Annotated in this window: 15 protein-coding genes; 4 read left to right on the top strand and 11 right to left on the bottom strand. The window is 65.9% G+C overall.

Going from position 1 to position 18969, the window contains the following annotated elements; all coding sequences use genetic code 11:
• Positions 1 to 20: 20 nt before the first annotated feature.
• Positions 21 to 818, top strand: coding sequence for an IS5 family transposase (locus AXW84_RS08510; RefSeq protein ID WP_068230369.1), 798 nt, complete (start codon positions 21 to 23; stop codon positions 816 to 818).
• Between the two features lie 6 nt (positions 819 to 824).
• Here the strand turns inward: AXW84_RS08510 and AXW84_RS08505 are convergent, their stop codons facing one another.
• Positions 825 to 2372: a sigma 54-interacting transcriptional regulator gene (locus tag AXW84_RS08505; protein WP_068231379.1), complete on the bottom strand. Its 1548-nt coding sequence runs from the start codon at positions 2370 to 2372 to the stop codon at positions 825 to 827.
• 219 nt (positions 2373 to 2591) lie between these two features.
• On the opposite strand from AXW84_RS08505, the gene AXW84_RS08500 reads away from it, so the two are divergent.
• Entirely contained in the window at positions 2592 to 3560 is a 969-nt protein-coding gene (locus tag AXW84_RS08500) for a c-type cytochrome (RefSeq protein WP_068231375.1), read from the top strand.
• Positions 3561 to 3578: 18 nt separating this feature from the next.
• On the opposite strand, the gene AXW84_RS08495 is transcribed toward AXW84_RS08500, so the two are convergent.
• Positions 3579 to 4682: a vWA domain-containing protein gene (locus AXW84_RS08495; protein WP_068231372.1), complete on the bottom strand. Its 1104-nt coding sequence runs from the start codon at positions 4680 to 4682 to the stop codon at positions 3579 to 3581.
• 97 nt (positions 4683 to 4779) lie between these two features.
• Here AXW84_RS08495 and AXW84_RS08490 point away from each other — a divergent pair, with 97 nt between their 5' ends.
• Positions 4780 to 5058, top strand: coding sequence for a DUF427 domain-containing protein (locus tag AXW84_RS08490; RefSeq protein WP_068239097.1), 279 nt, complete (start codon positions 4780 to 4782; stop codon positions 5056 to 5058).
• Positions 5059 to 5439: 381 nt separating this feature from the next.
• Here the strand turns inward: AXW84_RS08490 and AXW84_RS08485 are convergent, their stop codons facing one another.
• From AXW84_RS08485 to AXW84_RS08460, 6 genes are all read right to left on the bottom strand, one after another.
• Positions 5440 to 6285: a cupin-like domain-containing protein gene (locus AXW84_RS08485; RefSeq protein WP_068231369.1), complete on the bottom strand. Its 846-nt coding sequence runs from the start codon at positions 6283 to 6285 to the stop codon at positions 5440 to 5442.
• A gap of 163 nt (positions 6286 to 6448) precedes the next feature.
• Positions 6449 to 7429, bottom strand: coding sequence for an acyl-ACP desaturase (locus AXW84_RS08480; protein WP_068231366.1), 981 nt, complete (start codon positions 7427 to 7429; stop codon positions 6449 to 6451).
• Positions 7430 to 7527: 98 nt separating this feature from the next.
• The gene (locus AXW84_RS08475; RefSeq protein WP_068231363.1) at positions 7528 to 9237 is read right to left on the bottom strand and encodes a hypothetical protein; all 1710 of its coding nucleotides are present in this window, start codon (positions 9235 to 9237) and stop codon (positions 7528 to 7530) included.
• 40 nt (positions 9238 to 9277) lie between these two features.
• Entirely contained in the window at positions 9278 to 10255 is a 978-nt protein-coding gene (locus AXW84_RS08470) for a glycosyltransferase family 2 protein (protein WP_082773780.1), read from the bottom strand.
• Between the two features lie 45 nt (positions 10256 to 10300).
• On the bottom strand, positions 10301 to 11593 hold the full coding sequence (locus AXW84_RS08465; RefSeq protein ID WP_068231357.1) for a hypothetical protein: 1293 nt from the start codon (positions 11591 to 11593) through the stop codon (positions 10301 to 10303).
• A 282-nt stretch (positions 11594 to 11875) separates the two neighbouring features.
• On the bottom strand, positions 11876 to 12865 hold the full coding sequence (locus tag AXW84_RS08460; protein WP_068231355.1) for a GNAT family N-acetyltransferase: 990 nt from the start codon (positions 12863 to 12865) through the stop codon (positions 11876 to 11878).
• 106 nt (positions 12866 to 12971) lie between these two features.
• Here AXW84_RS08460 and corA point away from each other — a divergent pair, with 106 nt between their 5' ends.
• A complete protein-coding gene (gene corA / locus AXW84_RS08455; RefSeq protein WP_082773779.1) occupies positions 12972 to 14123 on the top strand; it encodes a magnesium/cobalt transporter CorA in 1152 nt (383 codons plus the stop codon).
• Between the two features lie 183 nt (positions 14124 to 14306).
• On the opposite strand, the gene AXW84_RS08450 is transcribed toward corA, so the two are convergent.
• From AXW84_RS08450 to AXW84_RS08440, 3 genes are all read right to left on the bottom strand, one after another.
• Entirely contained in the window at positions 14307 to 15356 is a 1050-nt protein-coding gene (locus tag AXW84_RS08450; RefSeq protein ID WP_068231351.1) for an LLM class flavin-dependent oxidoreductase, read from the bottom strand.
• Between the two features lie 112 nt (positions 15357 to 15468).
• Positions 15469 to 16023 carry an AAA family ATPase gene (locus AXW84_RS08445; protein ID WP_068231348.1) on the bottom strand — a complete coding sequence of 185 codons (555 nt, stop codon included), beginning with the start codon at positions 16021 to 16023 and terminating at the stop codon, positions 15469 to 15471.
• Between the two features lie 119 nt (positions 16024 to 16142).
• On the bottom strand, positions 16143 to 18884 hold the full coding sequence (locus AXW84_RS08440; RefSeq protein ID WP_068231345.1) for a hypothetical protein: 2742 nt from the start codon (positions 18882 to 18884) through the stop codon (positions 16143 to 16145).
• Positions 18885 to 18969 lie beyond the last annotated feature (85 nt).

Here is an 18969-nt window from a genome sequence, read left to right as displayed (position 1 = left end):
CTGAGGGTTAAATTTGGGGTATGGCGACAACGCGGTGTTACCCCAGTGATATTTCGGACGATGAATGGGCATTTGTGTGCCCCTACCTGTGCTTGATGCGTGAAGATGCGCCCCAACGGGAACACCCGTTGCGCGCCCTCTTTAATGGCTTGCGCTATCTGGCCCACACAGGTTGCCCCTGGCGTTACCTGCCCCACGACCTGCCGCCCTGGGCGGCCGTGTACCAGCAATGGGAGCGCTGGCGGGACGCCCGCGTATTCGAACGTATCGTACACGACTTGAATGAGTTGCAGCGAATGTTACTGGGCCGGGCAGCTACACCCACGGCCGTCATTTTTGACGGGCGCACGCTGCAAAGCACGCCTGAGAGTGGACACCGGGCGGGCTATGACGGAGCCAAACGGCGCAAGGGAAGTAAAGCGCACATCGCCGTGGATACGCTGGGCCACCTGCTGAGCGTGGTCGTCACCCCGGCTAATGAGCAGGAGCGGGCGCAGGTGGGCGAGCTATGTCGGCAGGTGCAGGAAGTGACGGGTCAAACGGTCGAGGTCAGCTTCGGCGACCAGGGGTATACGGGGGAGGACCCGGAGTACGAAGCGGCGGTGCATGACATTGACTTGCAAGTAATTATGAAACCAGAAGGGCAGACTGGTTTTGTATTATTGCCCCGCCGGTGGGTGGTCGAACGCAGCTTTGCCTGGTGCAGCCGCTTTCGGCGGCTGGCCCGCGACCACGAGCGCTTGAGTCAGACCTTACAGCAGCTTCATTTTGTCGTTTTTGCCTGTATTATGCTCGCCCGACACGCTTCAAGTACATAACAGGCTCTAGCGGCGGCGGCGGGGCTTTTCTTCTTCCTCGTCCTCGTCGTCGCCCTCGTCAAACTTGGGCATGGTGAACATCGACGAGAGCAGGTCCTTGAACTGGGCCCCGGCGGTGAGGCGGTTGCGCGAAATGAGACTGTGCTCGCTGAGGCCGTGCAGCAGGAACTCCATCAGAAAGTAGGTCGTGTTGGCGTCCTCGTTGGGGTGCAGCTCCTTCACGATGTCGCGCAGGCCGGGCACTTTGTCCAGCGCGGCGTGGTAGTCGGCGTCGGAGGCGTCGTGCAGCAGGTCCAGCGTATTGCCGCTGCCGAACCACTCCTGCACCGTTTTGTAGGGCGAAACGCGGTTTTTGAGCTTCTTCGACTTATCGGGGTCGGGGAAGTAGTTCAGGAACAGGGTGCGAATGGCCTTGCCCATGAGCTTCTCGGCCACGATGCCCGCGCCCTCCTGCTCGCCCTCGTACACCAGCTCCACCTTGCCCGTGATGGCGGGCACAGCTGAGATGAAGTCGCCCACGCGCACATAGGTAGTCTTCTCGCCGTTGATGAGGGCCCGGCGCTCGGCGCCAGCCACCACCTGCTCGAAGGCCGAAATGGTGAGGCGAGCCGATACGCCCGATTTGGCATCCACGAACTCGGAGCCGCGGGCCTCAACGGCCACTTGCTCTACTAAGTCGTGGGTGATTTCGTTGGTCGTCACCATGCCTTTTTGGTCCTCCTTGATGCGAGCTTCCTGCTTGGTGATGCGCTTACCGATTTCGATGGATTTGGGGTAGTGCGTGATGATCTGGGCGTCAATCCGGTCCTTGAGCGGCGTCACGATGCTGCCGCGGTTGGTGTAGTCCTCGGGGTTGGCCGTAAACACGAACTGGATGTCCAGCGGCAGGCGCACCTTGAAGCCGCGAATCTGGATGTCGCCTTCCTGCAAAATGTTGAACAGCGATACCTGGATGCGGGCCTGCAAGTCGGGCAGCTCGTTAATCACGAAAATGCCGCGGTGGGCCCGGGGAATCAGGCCGAAGTGAATCACCCGCTCGTCGGAGTACGGCAGCTTCAGCGTGGCGGCCTTGATGGGGTCGGCGTCGCCGATGAGGTCGGCCACGGTCACGTCGGGCGTGGCCAGCTTCTCGGTGTAGCGCTCGTCGCGGTGCACCCAGGCCACGGGCGTGTTGTCGCCGTGCTCCTCAATCAGCTTTTTGGCGAACACCGACAGCGGCTGCAGCGGGTCGTCGTTTAGCTCCGAGCCTTCCACCACGGGCATGTACTCGTCGAGCAAGTTGATGAGCAAACGCGCAATGCGGGTTTTGGCCTGGCCGCGCAGGCCCAGCAGGTTAATGTGGTGCCCGGCCAGGATGGCGCGCTGCAACTCGGGAATCACGGTTTCGTCGTAGCCAAAAATGCCAGGAAAGACGTCCTCCTTAAGGCGGAGCTTCCGAATCAGGTTCTCCCGCAGCTCGGTTTTCACCGAGCGGGATTTGTAGCCAGACTTTTTCAGCTGGCCCAGGGTGGTGATGTGTTGCGAGTGGTTGGTTGGAAGCTGGTCGTGTTGCATAGGAACGAGAAAGGGGAAACAGGCTTCCCGCATGTGTCAACCGGGAAAGCCGGGCGGAGGTTCAGCCGCGCCCTCAAGTTGGCCCGGGGGCCCCGCAACCCGTCCGGCGGGCGGGCCATTTCCGCAAATCAGGTAGAGGTATGGGTTTTGTAATTCAGTATTTTTATCTAAATTTTTATTTAATTATTTACATATTAAGATTTTACGAATTCACTTCCTATGAAAACAGTTCTGCGCATGATTGGTCTGCTACTGGGTTTGGCTGTGGTGGCAAATGTTGGTTTCGTGGCGTTTGTTGCTGCGCGCGGCATCCCGAGCTACGCGCCCCCCAAGCCGGCCCTGGCCCAGGTACTGGCCACGCCCGAACGCCTGGCCCAGGGCGAAAAGCTGGTGCTGGCCGCCTGCGCCGATTGCCACCTCAACCGCGAAACGGGGGCCCTGTCGGGCCACCAGCTGCGCGACGTCACGCCCGACTTCGGGGCCGTGTACGCCTCCAACATCACCCAGGATAACGTGCACGGCATCGGCACTTGGACCGATGCCGAACTGGTGGGCCTGCTGCGCACCGGCATTGGGCGCGACGGCCGCTACCGGGTCATCACGCCCAAGTTCGTGCACATGTCGGACGAGGACGTGGCCAGCGTGGTAGCGTTTCTGCACGCCGACAATGCCATGGCACAGCCCGGTCCTACGGCTTCGCACCCGCAGGAACCTTCGCTGCTGCTCAAGGCCCTCAGCAACACCGTGATGAAGCCCGTACTCCTGCCCACCGGGCCCGTGGGGGCCCCTACCCTCACCGATGCCGTGGCCTTTGGCCGCTACCTGTTGGTGGGCCGCTACCAGTGCTTCGAGTGCCATTCCAAAGACTTCAAAACCAACAATGCCCTGGCGCCCGAAAAGTCGGACGGGTACCTGGGCGGGGGCAATAAGCTGCTGAACGCACAGGGCCACGAAGTAGTCAGCCGCAACATCACCGGCGACCCCGGCACCGGCATTGGCGACTGGAGCGAGGCCCAACTCGGCCAGGCGCTGCGGTTTGGCCGGGGCCCCAACGGCCCGCTGGGGGCTCCCATGCCCAAATATTCGCAGCTGACCGACGCCGAAGTGCACGCCCTGTACGCCTACCTGCAAACCGTGCCCAAAATAAAAAACGCCACCCCAGAGGATGGCGTTTTAGCATCGAAGTAAACTAACTGCAACTCTCCGCTACAAGGTCTTGCGGCGGTTCTTTTTGTAGTCTTCGAACACCAGGTGACCCAGGCCTTTCAGGCCCGAGTAGTAGGCCTTGCCCTGGTTCACCTCCGTGAATTCCTCCACAAACTGCTGGAGGTAAGGGTCGGAAGTAATCATGAACGTGGTGATAGGGATTTTCACGCGGCGGGCGGCGGCGGCAATGTTCAGCGTTTTGTTCACCACCTTGCGGTCAAGGCCGAAGCTGTTTTTGTAGTAGCTGTTGCCCTCTTTCAAGCAGGTAGGCTTGCCGTCGGTGATCATGAAAATCTGCTTGTTCGGCGTTTTGCGCTTGCGCAGCAGGTCCATGGCCAGCTCCAGGCCGGCCACGGTGTTGGTGTGGTAGGGCCCCACTTGCAGGTAGGGCAGGTCCTTCACCTCAATCTGCCAGGCATCGTTGCCGAACACAATCACGTCGAGCGTGTCCTTGGGGTACTTCTGCTTCACGAGCTCGGCCAGGGCCATGGCCACCTTCTTGGCGGGCGTGATGCGGTCTTCGCCGTACAGAATCATCGAGTGCGAGATGTCAATCATCAGCACCGTGCTGGTCTGGCTCTTGTGCTCGTTTTCGCGCACTTCCAAGTCGCCCTCGGTCAGCATAAAACCATCGTCTACACCGTGGTTGAGCTGGGCGTTGCGGATCGACTCGGTCATCTGAATCTGCTCCAGCGAATCGCCGAAGCGGAACTCGCGCAGGTCGGTGCTCTGCTCGTCGCCCTGCCCGGTTTGGGGCGTGCGGTGGTTACCGGTGCTGCTTTTCTTGAGCTTGCCGAAGATTTCCTCCAGCGCCGACTTCCGCAGCTGCTGCTCCGACTTGGCAGTGATGTGGAATTCGCCTTTTTTCTGCTCGTCTTCGTCGATGTAGCCCTTCTTCTTCAGGTCGTCGATGAAGTTGCCCATGCCGTAGCCATCGTCGGTCAGGCCGTATTGCTTATCAAGTTCGTTGAGCCAGGACAGGGACTCGCCCACGTCGCCGGAAGTGATGGTAACCAGCTGCATAAACAGCTTAAAGAGCGACTCAAAGCCTTTTTCGGGCTGCTCGTCGGGCACAAAATCGCGGAAGCGGAAGCCAGTGGCCATAATTTCGAGAGGAAAGGAATAGGCCGCGAAAACAACGCCCGCGGCGGCAATGTTCATTTGCTGTACCTGTATGACCCCACCCTACCCCTGCCACCCCATGAAAGCCGTTTGGAACAACACCGTCGTGGCCGAGAGCGACGCCACCGTTGTGGTTGAAAACAACCACTACTTCCCCGCCGATAGCCTCAAAAAGGAATATTTTGAGGACAGCATCGCCCACACCTCCTGCCCCTGGAAAGGCCGCGCCAGCTACTACTCGCTGCGCGTAAACGGCGAGCTTAACAAAGACGCCGCTTGGTACTACCCCGAAACCAGCGAGGCCGCCCAAAACATCAAAGGCTACGTGGCCTTTTGGAAAGGCGTGAAAATCAGTTAATCGCAAAGCGTTGAACGCAAAAAGGACCGCCGTGCTGAGATGCACGGCGGGCCTTATTATGTGCGGCTAGCGCCCTACGGACGATGAATACCTTGCCAGTGGTGGCTCGGTTTCGATTTACTCGAAGGCTTTTTTGAAGTTAGCAAACGCGAAGGTTTGGGCCACGGGCACTTGCTGTTGGCCGGCGGCCAGCGCGCGCAGGTACTCGAAATGAAGTACGCTGGGCTACCATGTGGGCAAAGTGCACGCCGGGGCGCAAATGCAGGCCTGCCCGTTGTTAAGCAGCGGGAGGAGGCAGCCGTTGGGCTTAGGGGCCCCCGGGCTTTGGGTACGCAGCTACTTGGCGCACTGCATCGCCCCCGGTCCTAGCTGCGTCTATAATCAGGCCGCTGCCTTTTCACCAATTTTGCAGACCTGGCTGGCTAGCCAGGCGTAGCTATACATGGCTACGGCCTTAAGTGTACTCTGCCGCTTTTTAAAATCCCACACATCGCGCATGAAAGGCTTGCAGTTTTTGCTGTTCAACTGGTCAAATGCCACCGAAATGGTCTGCGTAAGCGAGTACGCCGTGTGCCAGGTACCGAAGGGAATAAACAAGGTTTCGCCCGGCCCAACGGTGAAATGAATAGGCGTCGCGTCGCGATAAAGGGGAAATTTTTCGAAGTCGGGCTCGAAAATATTCAGCTCCGACTTCCATGAGTCGTCGGGCTTTGGATACAGCAAATGTTCCTGTCCGCGCGGGAATACGGTGAAGCGCTTCTCACCGTAGAGTTGGGTAATCCAGGCGTTGAGGTGATAGTAATCGAGGTGCAGATAGGGAAATTTGCCGCCCGGACCGCCAATGAACAACTCGGTAGCACCGCCCCACCTGCCAATCTCGAATAGCTTGTTCTTAAGCCAGTTGGGCTTGGCGTAATGCAAATCAAGCGGCTGCAGAAGCGTCAAAATCTCAGGCAGCGACCTCGGGATGTCAAAAATGCAAGGGTACGGAGCGGGGTTGGCTTCGGTGCTGTTTTCGAGCAGGCTTATGATCTCGCGCATGGTGTATTCGCGGCCCTTCACTTCGGCAGTGCGGTCGCCATAATGCTCGACAAACCAAGCCGGGGTAAAGAGGCCGTTGGCCTCCCACACCTTGGAAGCCTGCGTAAAAATCACTGGAATGCCGGGATTGTAAAAATCACGCATAAATTCCTGATGCGAGATGTCGCCGACGCGCTGAATATCCATGTCTATAAAAATAAGGGAATTAAGAGAATGCCAAATCTCGTACAAGATATTCAATCCTGCAAAACAAAATATAGCATTACGCTGCAAATTAACTTAAAAAGCCGGCCGGAACATAGTTCCGGCCGGCTTTTGCGCAGCGAGTGCATCAGGAAAGCTTTGGCCCTTAGCTGATCCACTTAAACTTGTATTCCAGCTTGGGCACGGGCATGCGGTCGCTCACGCGGCGCAGGCGGGCAGGTAGGGCCATCACGTAGTCGCGGGCCTTCTCAGCGGCGCCATTCAAGCCGGTAATGTTGGCGATTTTCCAGTCGGCAATCAGCGTATCGAGGATGTCGGTGTAGTCAGCGCTGGTGTACACACCCAGGCGCTGAGCGGCGTCGGTGAAGTGGCCGTAGGTTTTGCCCATGTCGATGCCCAGCTCGCGCATGTAGTGGGCGGGCATCACAATTTTCTTGCGCATCATGTCCTCGAAGGCCAGCATCATTTCCGAGGGGTCCACCTCAAAAATCTTCTCCACGAAGGTCTTATAGGCGCGGGCATGGCGGTTTTCATCGCCAGCAATCATGCCGCAGATTTTGGACAGGCCGTCATCGCCGGCGGTGCGGGCGAGCTGGCCCACGCGACGGTGCGAGATGTTGGTGGCCATTTCCTGATAGCTCGTGTACACGAAGGCGCGGTACGGGTCGTGGGCGGTGCCCAGGTCGAAGCCGTCGTTGATGAGGTACTGGGTGCTCATCTCAAATTCGCGCATGTTCACGCGGCCCGAGAGGTAGAGGTAGCGGTTGAGCAAGTCGCCGTGGCGGTTTTCCTCAGCCGTCCAGCCCCGGATCCACTGGGCCCAGCCGTTGTTGTCGTCGCGGTTCAGGTCGTCGAGCTCGTGGAACCAAGCCTCGTAGTTGGGCAAGGCCTCCTCGGTGATGGTGTCGCCGATGAGCACGGCCAGCAAGTCGTAGCTGAGGCTACTGGCCTTTTCGCGCAGGTCTTTTACTTCGTCAAAAAACGTTTCGCGGCGCGAATCGGGTAAATAGTCGGCTGGTTGCCAACTATCCTCCACTTTTTTGAGAAAACTGTAGATGTTTTCCTTCAGGAAGCCTTCGAGGTGTTGCAAGACCTCGCCGCGCGAAATCATCGTGGTGCTGAGCATGGGTGGGAAGGCGAAAACGTGTAATAGTAATGAAGTAACCGTTTTCGGGACCGCAAAGGTCCACTACCGGGCTACGGGGCGGGGTACAAAATTATGTTCTACGGCGCAGCCGATGGCGCGGATGCGGGCGGGACCAAAGGTTTGCCCAGGGCCCCGGGATAGTAAAAGCGCAAGCTGGAATCGGCGGCCAGCGCAGGGCCCCGGCGCAGGGCCCACCACTGGCCGGGCGGGCCGCGCCGGGCCGCCGCGTTCAGCCAGGCCGCTTCGGGCGCGGCCAGCACCCAGGCCACCTGGCCAGCGGGGGCCCAGGCCAGCCGCCGCAAGGCTTCGGCCTGCCCGGGGGCCCCGGTGAGGGCGCGGCACAGGGCCCGCTGCGAGGCATCGTGCGCCGCCCAACCGCTGAGGCTGAGCACCGGCCCGGGCCCCAACGAATACGCGCGGAACGGCGAAAGGCTTTTGAGCAAATCGGTGGCGCCGGCCAGCACGCGCACACGGCCCGCGGTAAGGCCAGCCAGCTCGGCCAGCGCACGCTCGTGGCGGGCGCACTCCTGCCCCAGCACCAGGCGGCGGTGCCCAGTTTTGGCCGCGTACAGGGCCCCCACGGCCAGCGCCGCCAGCGCGCCCCACCGCCGCACCGCTGGGGGAAGCACCAGGGGCCCCGCTCCCACCCGGCCCGCGCCGGGCGCCTCCAGCCAAAATGCCAAGTTGGCCAGCAGCCAAAAGTCAAGCAGCGGCAGCGCGAGGCGGGGCGGCAGCTTGAACCCGCCCGCCAGCACCACCAGGGCCCCGGCAAAGCCCACCTGGACCAGCCAAAAGCCCCACGCCGGGCGCTGGGGGCCCCGGCGGCGAGCCACGCCCCCGGCCAGGGCCCCCAGCGCCAGCAGCACCGGGAAGTAGTCGCGCACCAATAGCCCGGCCCGCAGCCCCAGCTTGGCGGGCACCGTGCGGCCGAAGAATTCCCGCGCGTCGAAGCGGTAGGCGCGGCGGGCCAGGGCCTCGTTCACGGCCGTCGAGTCGCCCAGCAGCCACAGGTTCACGGCGGCGGTGCCCAGGCCATCGGCCGGGGTGCGGGGCTGCGGGCGCAGTTGCTCAAAGTCGAGCACGCGGGCAAAAAAGGCGTCGCGGGTCTGGGTTTGGCCTTCGGCGGGCGTTTGCCCCAGGGCGGCCGCGCCGGTGGCTCCGGCCAGCAGCAGCGCCGCGCCCGCCAGCACCGGCGCGGCGCGGCGCCAGCCGCCGGCCAGCAGCACGGCGGCCGGCACAGCGGCGGCGGCCCCCACCACGGCCAGGCCGGGGCGCACCAGCCAGGCAGCCCCTAGGCTGAGCAGGCCCAGCAGCAGCGGCCCCCAGCGCCCCGGCCGCTGGGCAGCGTACAGCACGGCTGCGCCCGCCAGCAGCAGCGGCACCCGCGCGTGGCTGAACCATAGCCAGTGCTCGAGCCACGCCCCGCCGAAAAACGCCACCAGCGTCAGCGCCAGGGGCCCCGGCCGCAAGTGCGGCCGCAGCAGCTCATCCAGCACCGCAAACCACAGCCCTGTAGCAGTACCAAGTAGCGCGCTCAGCAGCAGCCCCAGCCACGGCACCCCGGGCAGGGCCCCGTAGGCCGCCGCCAGCACGTGCCCATAGCCGTGCAGGTACAGCGGCAGCGAGGGCACCGGGCCCGGCGCCAGCACGCCCGCAAACAGCCAAGCCAGCACGGTTTCGTCGTTGGCCTCGCAGTAGCTGCCCAGGCCCGCCACCGTGCCCAGCACCAGGGCCCCGGGCAGCAACCCAGCACGGGCAAAAACGGCAAAGCGGGTGGCGTGTATCACGGCGAAGGGGGAAGCCGCCAAAACTACGCCCGCCGCCCCACTACCCCCGCCGGGCGGCGCCCAGCACCCGGCCCCAGGCGGCCAGGGCCCAGTCGAAGGGCGCGGGACGGGCCACTTGGCGCAGCAGCGCAAACAGGGCCCCCACCTCGGCAGCGCGGCGGCGGCGGGCGGCGTGGCGCAGTTCCCAGCGCAGGCGCACGGCCAGGGCGGCGCGCTCGGCTGGGGTGCGCACCAGGGCCAGGGCCTTTTCGCAGACGCGGATGGTGGAGGTTAGGTACGGGTCATCGGCGCGGTAGGCGCGGGCCGACATGGCGCGTGGGTGCCTGCGCTTGCGGGTCGTCACGGCGTCGAGGTAGTCGAACTGCCAGTCGCGGGCGGCGCGCACCCAGAAGTCGAAGTCCTCGTACGCCAGCGCCTCATCATAACCCCCCAGCGCGGCCAGGCAGGCGCGCCGCATGAGCATGGTGGGCGTGCTGATGAAGAAGCGGGCCAGCACATCGGCCAATACCCAGCCGCTGACCGGCCGCAGGTGCGCCGGGGCCCCGGGGTAATAGTGCCGGCCCAGCGAATTACTCTGTTCGTCAATGAGTTCGGCATTGGAATAGACCATACCGTAATTCATGTCCAGGGCCCCAAACTGCGCCACTTGCCGGGCCAGGCGGTCGGGAAGCAGCACGTCGTCGGTGGCAAAGTCGACCACAAACTCGCCCGTGCTTTGCCGAAACGCCTGGTTAAAGGCGCGGCAGTTGCCCACGTTTTCGGGCAGCAGCAACAGGTGCCAGGCCGGGTGCGCGGCAGCGTACTCGCGCAAGATGGCCGGGCTCGCGTCGGTGCTGGCGTCGTCCACGAGCCACACCTCCAGGTGCGGGTAAGTTTGGGCCAGCACCGAATCCAGGGCTTCGCGCAGGAAGGGCGCGTGGTTGTGGCACAGGGCCACCACCGTTACCACAGGACCCGGTGGGACCGCCGCGGGGAGCGGATAGTGGGGAACCGTAAGTAAGGAGTGAGGAGTGGGCAACGGGCCTAAGTAAGCGAGAAATTTAGCCCAAAAATACGCGCGGCGCTACCCTTGGCCCAGCTCGTCGCGCCCGCTGCGCAGCCAGAAAAACCCGCACCCCAGCAGCAGGGCCCCGTAGCGCAGGGCGTGGGCCCACACCGCACCCGCCAGGCCCAGGGCCGGCACCAGCCCCGCCAACAGCCCGGCGTAGAGCACCGCGGAGGCCGCCTGCACGGCCACGTAGCGCCCGGTGCGGGCCCGGGCCGTGAGTTGAAAAATGAACACCCAGCTCAGAAACTTGGCCCAGTCGCCCAGCATTTGGGGTGCCAGCAGGGCCCGCGCTGCCAGCAGACGCGGCGCAAAAAACAGCGGCAGTAGCCAGTCGCGGGCCAGAAACACGGCCCCCAGCGCCACGGCTAGCGCCGGGGCCAGCACCCCCAGCACCCCGCGCAAGTAGGCCCGGCCCGCAGCGGGCCGCCCCGCCAGCGCCGCCAGCTGCGGGTAAAACACGCTGCTGAGCACGGCGGCCACTACCATGGTGTAGTTGTCGGAGAGCTTGGCGGCGGCCTGCCACACGTCGGTACGGGCCGGGCCAAAGCGGGCCAGCAGCGCGGCCCGCACGGCCACGTCCACGGCCCGCCCGAACACGACGTTGCCCACGGCCATCAGCCCAAACTGCGCCAGGCCCCGCAGCGCCGCCCGGCTGGGGGTCACCCACCGGCCCAGGCCCCGTAGCACGCCGGCCCGGCCGGCCATTATTAAAGCGGGCACTACGGCCAAGCCCTGGCCCACGGCGTAGGCCAGCAGCACGGTGGGCAGCGGCCAGCTGCGCCCGGGCCCCAGGCCGGCGGCCACGCCCGCAGTGCCCAGCGCGGCCGTGGCCACGGCCAGCCCCACGTAGGCCCGCAGCCGGCCGGCGGCCAGCAGGGCCGTGCCCAGCAAGGCCTGCGCCGTGTTCAGGGCCACGCCGGCCACCAATGTGGCCCGCTGCCCCGGGCTGGCCGCCAACTCCGGCCACAGGAACAGCACCGCCGCGCCCAGCGCCAGCGCGGCTACGTTGAGGGCCCCCGCCGCCCCCAGCCACGCCCGGTAGCGGCGGCTGCCGGGCCGCAGCGGGGCCAAGTACTTCACCAGGCCCACGTGGGTGCCGTCGATGGGCAGCGTGGTGAGTAGGGCCATCACGCCCTGCACCTGCGCCAGCAGCGTAAGCCCCCCCGCCGGGGCGTGGGTGGCCACCAGCTTGCCCACGGCAATGGCGCCCGCCGCCCGCGCCGCCAGGCCCACGCCGGTACCCAGCGCGCCCTGCACAAAGCTGCGCCACACGGGTACGGCGCGGGCCGATGGAGCGGGCGGGATCATTAAATTGATGCGTTAGTTGTTGTTTATCGGATATTCACACTCTGCACCACTCAAAAAATCTATTGAGCGTCATGCTCATCTGGCGTCCGTCTGTCGAAGCATCTCTACCGCTTCGTTGAACAGCTTTGGAGAAGCGGTAGCGATGCTACACTACGTTCAGCACGACGTTCTCAAGCATTGTAGACGACTTCCTGAACAGCTTGAGCAGTTGCCAGGGAACAGTTATCGAAAGCCGGAGACACTCGGTTTTAAACCCCGCGATGGGCGGTGCGCGGTGCGCGGTCATAAGTCTTTTTCCCAGCTTAGGCGCAGGCCAGCGGTGGCCCCCAGGTGGCGCTTGAAGCGCAGCAGTGAAACATTGGGCCCCTCGGGCAGCGTGGAGGTGCCCAGGTCGAGCACGGCCATGCCGCTGGCCCGCCCGAAGGCGTGCAGTCCCTCGTTGAGGAGCACCACCGGGCTCAGGGCGTTCTGGCTTAAAGGGCTGGCGGGGTAGAAGTTGTAGAGCACCCGGCCACTCACGCGCACGGCAATGGTGAGGGCCGCCCACTCGCCGCTCGGCGCCCGCACCGAAAATAAAAAATAATCGTTGGGGAACGCCTCGAACAGGGCCTCCAGCCGCGCCAGGGGCAGCGGCGGGGCCTGCCCCCGCTCCTGCCGACACGCGCTAAGGAAGGCGTGGGCGCGCGGCAAAAACCAGCGGTGCTCCTGCTCCACCACCAAGCCGTGGCGGTTGCACTTGTGCAGGCGGCGGCGCTCGGAAGGGTGCAGGCCGGCGGCGTAGTTGCGGGCCAGGTCGAGGTGGTAGTTCTGCTCGGCCAGGGCCACGCGGTAGCCGCGCTGGCACAGGGCATCGGCCAGGGCAGCGGCCCCGGCGGGGTCGTAGCAAAACGGGTAGCCGCGCACCGCCAACTGCCGCTGCCCCAAGCCACGCAGCGCCGCTTCGGCTGCCTCGAACAGCACGTGCACGGCCGCCACGCCTAGGCCCTGGGCCAGTTGCGCCCCGCCGAACGGGGCCTGTCCGGGGCTGCGGGCGCGGCCAGTGGCGGGGTCGGCCACGGCGTGCAGCTGGGCCACGGTCTGGCCGCCGTCTTCCAGGTAAAAACTGCGCACAGGGCCCGCCGGGGGCTGCAAAGCCTGGTGCGCAGGCTGCAAAAACAGCAGCGGCTCGAACGCCAACGGGTGGCGCGGGGCGGCGGCCCCGGACGCGGGGCCCGGGGCCCATAGCGGTGGGGCCCCGGCTTCAGGAATGGAATGAGGCTCGAAAACGGACACGGTGCGCAGAAAAAGCCTGGCAAAGTACGGACCTGCCAGGGCCCCACCCCAACCCCGGGGCCCCACTGGCGTATTTTGCTCCGAATTTCCTTCCCGCCCGCTCCGCATGGCCTTCCCCGACGTATCCGCCACCGACGCCGACCGCGCCGCCCTCCGCGAAACCCGCGCCCAGCACGTGGGCCAGCGGCCGGGCACCCTCACCGTGCGCCCCGGGGCCCCCAAGCCGCGCCTGTTTCTGATGGCTTACGACGAGGCCAGCTGCGACGAGGCTGAATACACCGACCGTTACGACGAGCTGCTCGAAACCTTGCGCACGGGCCCCGAGCGCAAGTACTGGATCGACGTGCGCGGCTACGGCGACCTGCCGCTACTGGAGCGACTTATGGAGAACTTCAACCTGCACCCGCTGCAAATGGAGGACGTGCTCAACGACTACCAGCGGGCCAAGGTGGAGGTGTTCGACGACAACCGCCTGTTCCTGGTTTCGCGCATGACGGAGTTCACCACCGACCTGGAAATCGACGACGACCAGCTCTCCATCTTCACGGGGCCCAACTACGTGCTCACGTTTCAGGACGACTACGAAGACTGCCTGGAGGTGCTGCGCAACCGCCTGCGGGGCCCCAGCAGCCAGCTGCGCCGCCACCCCATCGCCTACCTGGCCTATGCCCTCACCGACGTAGTGCTCGACCATTACTACCCCACGATGGCGGCCATTGGCGACTACATCGAGGAGCTGGAGGACAGCATTTTCGTGGCCCGGCGCGAGCGGCGGCTGCTCAACCGCATCCTGCAAGTGAAGAAAAGCGTGGTGCGCTTCCGCCGCCTGGTGTACCCTGAGCGCGACAAGATTGCGGAAATCCTGCGCATGCCCGACGAGGTGGTGCCCGAGGATATCAAAACCTATTACCGCGACTGCTACGACCATGCCATCCAGGCCCTGGACCTGGCCGAGAGCTACCGCGACAACATCAGCAGCCTGGCCGACTTGTACCTCTCCGACCAGAGCAACCGCATGAACGAGGTGATGAAGGTGCTGACCATCATCAGCTCCATCTTCATCCCGCTGAGCTTCGTGGTGGGCCTCTACGGCATGAACTTCCAGCGCGACGACGGCCACGGCCACCTCCTGCCCCTGAACATGCCCGAGCTGTACCAGCCCTGGGGCTACCCCGTGCTGCTGGCCATCCTGGCCGGCATCGTGGCCGGTCAGCTGTATTATTTCTGGCGCAAAGGCTGGCTGTCGAGCAACGATTAGGGCCCCGGGGAAAACGCAAAACGGCCATGCAGAACGGGGGTGGTCCGGCGACTTTTTCAGGCGTCGGGCCACTCTTACTGCTGCCCGGGGCCCCTATTTAATGAGCAGAGTGGCCCGACGACTGAAAAAGTCGCCGGACCACCTCGTACAAAAGCACCGCCTGCTTTTAATTCAAACAACTCCTTAGCCCTTGAAAGCCAGCTGGCCCTCCGCCTCGCGCTGGGTGACACTGCGCAGGGCCCCGGCCAGGATTTCGTAGGAATGGACGCGGGCTTCGTGGCTGAAAATATTGGAAACGGCCATGATTTCATTGACCTGCGTTTGGTCGATAAAGTCCTGCAAATCGGCTTGCAGCGTGGCCGGGCCGCCGATGAAGGAGTAGGCCAGCATCTGCTGTACGGCGTGCTGCTGCGCGGGGCCCCAGAGCGGGGCCATCGACTCGATGGGCGGGGCCAGCGGGGCGGGGCGGCCCGAGATGACGCCCAGCATGAACTGCTGCAACGAGGTGGACAGCCACTGCGCCTCGGCGTCCGTGTCGGCGGCCACCACGTTTACGCAGGCAATGGCGTAGGGCTGGTCCAGGGCCGCCGAGGGCCGAAAGTTTTGGCGGTAAATGTCCAGGGCGGCCATGAGCTGGGCCGGCGCGAAGTGGCTGGCGAAGGCGTAGGGCAGGCCCAGAGCCGCCGCCAGGTAGGCGCTGTCGGTGCTGGAGCCCAGGATGTAAATCGGCACGTCGAGCCCCTCGCCGGGAATGGCCCGCACCGCGGCGGTGCTGTTGGCGGCCGAAAAATAGGTTTGCAGCTGCTGCACGTCGCGCGGAAAATCCTGCACCCCGCCGAAACGGCCGCCCCGGATGGCCTGCGCCGTGGCCTGGTCGGAGCCTGGGGCCCGGCCCAGGCCCAGGTCGATGCGGCCGGGGTAGAGCGTGGCCAGCGTGCCCAGCTGCTCGGCCACCACCAGCGGGGCGTGGTTGGGCAGCATGATGCCGCCCGAGCCCACGCGCAGCGTGCTGGTGCCGCCCGCAACGTAGCCCATTAGCACCACCGGGGCTGAGCTGGCCACGCTGGCCATGTTGTGGTGCTCGGAGAACCAGTAACGGGTATAACCTTGTTTCTCCACCTGCTGGGCCAGATCCAGGCTGTGGCGAAAGGTATCGGCGGGCGTGGAGCCGGCCACGATGGGGGCCAAATCGAGCACCGAAAAAGCGACGGGGGAAGCAGCGTTGGTTGACATGGGATGGCAGAATGGATAGTAACAGCGGTTGTTACACATAACCCATTTCCGCGCAAAATGATTGCTCGCACCCCGCCCGGGCCGCTCCAAACCGCCCCAGGGCCCCGCGCAATCAGCCTAGCAGGGCACGCACCTGGCGCACCCGCTCGTCCACCGAGCCGTCGACGCAGGTGTAGGGGATGCCCAGCAAGTCGAGCTGCATCAGCGTGGTGCCCTGCTGCACGTTGCGCAGCGCCTCGGGGCCCCGCCAACCGTCGGCCTCAAATGGAATGGACGGCTGGCACACCACGGTGTGGGCGTAGCGCGTGCGGCAGTCGCGGGCCAGCTGGAGCAGGGCCGGGTCGCAGCGCTGGTAATAGTAATAAGAGTAGAGGGCAGTGGTAATGGCGTTGGTGTCGACGAACAAAAACTGGCGCGCTTGGGCGGCCAACTCGTCCTCTAGCTCGCGGTGGCGCTGGGCGATGTGCAGGTGGTCAGCGAAGGTGAGGGCCCCCATTTTTTCCTCGGTGAGCTGGCGGCCGTACTCGGGCACCCACGCGGTGCTGTAAGCTGCGGCCAAGGCCTGGCACAGAGTAGTTTTGCCGGTACTTTCGGCCCCCAGCAGCACTACGCGCACCGGGGCGTGCGGCGTGGAATCAGACGAATTAGTAACGGGCAGCGTATCCATAATCGCGGGTAATAAAAAGCTCAATATTACGCCGCGGCAGGCGCGCTGCCCGCGCACCGGCCCGCAGAACCCCTTCCTCGGCAACGCAGCAGGGCTACGGGTGGGGCCGGCGGCGGGCGCTAGGGGCGCAGCTCGGTGCGGCGCAGCTCGCGGCCCACCAAGCGCACCAGCTGGTAGGTGCCCGTGGGGGCGTGGTAGGCCAGGCCCACGCCGGCGCCGGTGCTGGCCAGTGGCTGGCCGCTTAGCAGCCGGCCCTGGGCATCAAACACGTAGGCTAGGCCGGGGCCCGGCTCGCCCACGGCCACCACGCGGCCCCCAGCCCCAAAGTCGAAGAATTGCGTGGGCTTGGGATCCGACGTGACGAAGCGGCGCGAGACCACGGGCGCGGCCCGCGGGGGCAGGTAGAAATCGTAGCGGCCGCCTTCTTCGTCGCGCGCCACGCCGTAGCTAGCCCCACCGCCGGTGGCGGGCACCAGCCGGAAGGTGGCCGTGCGGCTCCAGGTGGCCACCCGGCGGCGGCCCAGCACGTCGCCCACCAGCGTGAAAGTGACCAGCTCACCGTGCTGATTGACGACGGTGAGGCGGGTGCGGCCCAGCGTGGTAGCGGCCTGCACCGCCACCCCGCCCGCCAGCCGGGCCCCCACGCTCAGCGGGAAGCCCGGCAGCAAGCCGCCGCGCTGGTCGTAGGCGTACACGTAGCCGTTTTGCAGCGGGCACACCACCACGTCGCGCCCGCCCACGCTCAGGAGGGCAGCAGCCCCGGCCAGCGGGAAATCGAGCACTTTAGGGGCCCAGCCGGGGTATTCGCGCCCCTTGGCATCGAGCAGGAACAGGGCCTGCGCGCCGGCCGCCACCAACAGGCGCGGCGCAGCCCCGGCTGGGGCATTGGTTTGCAAAGCAGTGGCGCGCACGGTATCGGGCAGGTTCAGGGGAAAGGGCGGAGCCTCGCGGCCGTCGGCCGGGGCCAAGCGGTGCAGGCGGTGGCCGGCGGCCAGCGCCAGGCCCCCGGCCGTGCCCGGCCCGGCCGCCAGGGGCCCCGCCCCCACCAGGGGCGCCCCCAGCGAGTCGGCCCACACCACGCCGTTGTCGGGGCTCACGAAGTAGGCCACGCCGGCCGAGTCTTGCACCAAGGCCGCGGGCACGCGCGTACCGGCGGCGGCCACCAGCAGCGGCGTGCCCACCAGCGGCGCCCGGAACGCCAGCCCGCGCCCCTCGCCCGCCCCGGCCAGCGCGGCCCCCACGCCCGCACTGGGCCGGTGCAGCAGCAGCCGGCTGAAGTACTGCGCGCCCGGCGCCGCCTCGTCGGGGGCCGGCATAAGCTGCCAGGCCAGCTGCGGAAAACGCTTGAACAGGGCCTCGTTGCGCAGCAGCCCGGCGCGGCGCTCCTCGGTGAGGGCCCCGAGCAGGCCATTCCAGGCGTTGCGCGTGTCGAGGTAGATGCCCAGCCGGGCGCGGGGCAGCGTACGGGCCAAAAACGCGGCATACGCCGGCGTGCGCGCCCAGGTAGCGCCGGCCCCCACGTCGGCCAGGGCCCCGCCGAGGGTGGCGGCGTCGGCCAGCACGAGGTAACCGTTCACCAGGGCCCCGGCGGGCGCGGGCACGGCCTCGCCAGGAGCGGCGGGGGCCAGAAGGGGCCGCAGCAGCTGGCCGATGGCCACGCCCAGCGGGTGAATTTCGTAGCCCCCTACCCGCGTGAAGGCCGGCGGCTGGCCCGTGCGGCGGCGTACCTCGCCCAGCCAGCGGGCGGTGCGCGCCGGGGCCGGGCAGCGCAGGTAAGCCAGCCGCCCGGGGGCGACGCCGGGCGACGCCGCGGCCAGGTAGGCCACCGCCATTTCGGGCCCGAAGGTGGCCGCCAGGCTGTCCAGCGCCACGCGCAGGCTTACCGAATCGGCCCCGGCTGGGCCCACCGGGGCCAGCGGACGCACGGCCAGCTGCACCACCAGCGCCGTGCGGGTGGGCAGCACGCCGGCCAGCCCGAAGGGCTGGGCCGCCTGCCCGCGCACCTGCGCTTGCAGGGCCCCGCGAGCGGTTTCGGGGTTGGCAAAGCCGGCCAGCTCGGCCACGGCGCCCGTTAGCCGCAGGCCCAGCAAACCGTCGGCAGCCAGGGTGGCGAGGGGATCGAAGCGGGCGTGGGCGGCGGGTCGGAACAGCACGTCGAGCAGCTGCGGCAGGCGCCGGAAGTTCAGCCACAGCGCCGCATCGATTTCGGGCAGGCGCAGCACGTCGGTATCGGCGAAGCGGGCCAGCACGGTGGGGGCCCCGGGGTGGCGCAGGCGCTGCACCACGGCTTCCACCAAAACCCGATTAGTACTCAGGATAAGGTGGTTGCGGTAGTTGAATACCGTCAGGCTGGTTTCGGTGCGCACCTCCGTCAGCACGCTCAGTTCCTGGCCGTCGAGCAGGCGCTGGCTGAAGCGGTAGCGGCGGTCGCGGCCCAGGGTTTCGAGCAGGCCCCGCACCTGCCGGTACTCGCGCATCGAGGCCAGCGGCACCTGGTACAGCACATCGAACGCGCCGGGGCCCGTCACGTGCACCGAGGTCACAACCTGCTTGCGGCCCAGCAAGGCCACCAGGCTGCCGCTGCGGCCGCTGCCGCCGGCCAGGCTGTCGGCCACGGCCAAGTGGTCGGTGGCCTGCTGCACGTAGCGCACAGCTGTGAGGTTGTCCCAGAGCTGAATCTCCTGCAAGTGGCGCACCAGGGCGGGGTGGTCGCGGGTGGTGAGCACGAGCACCGCGTCGTCGGGCACCAGGGCGTAGGCGTCCACCGGCTCAGCGGCCACGGTGCGGCGGTAATACACGTAGGTGGCCAGCGCCAGCAGCAGCGCAAGGGCCACCAGCAGCGCCCAAAGCTTGCGGGACATATCGGGGAAGCGGGAAGTGGGGCGAAAGTACGGCGCCCGTTTCCGACCCTGCCCGGCCCGCGGCGGTGGCCGCGCGGCGGGGGGC

The organism is Hymenobacter sp. PAMC 26628, assembly GCF_001562275.1.
In the GTDB taxonomy this organism is placed as follows: Bacteria; Bacteroidota; Bacteroidia; order Cytophagales; family Hymenobacteraceae; genus Hymenobacter.
The sequence above is the reverse complement of the archived record's forward strand: the minus strand, read 5'-3'. Positions and strand labels throughout refer to the sequence as shown.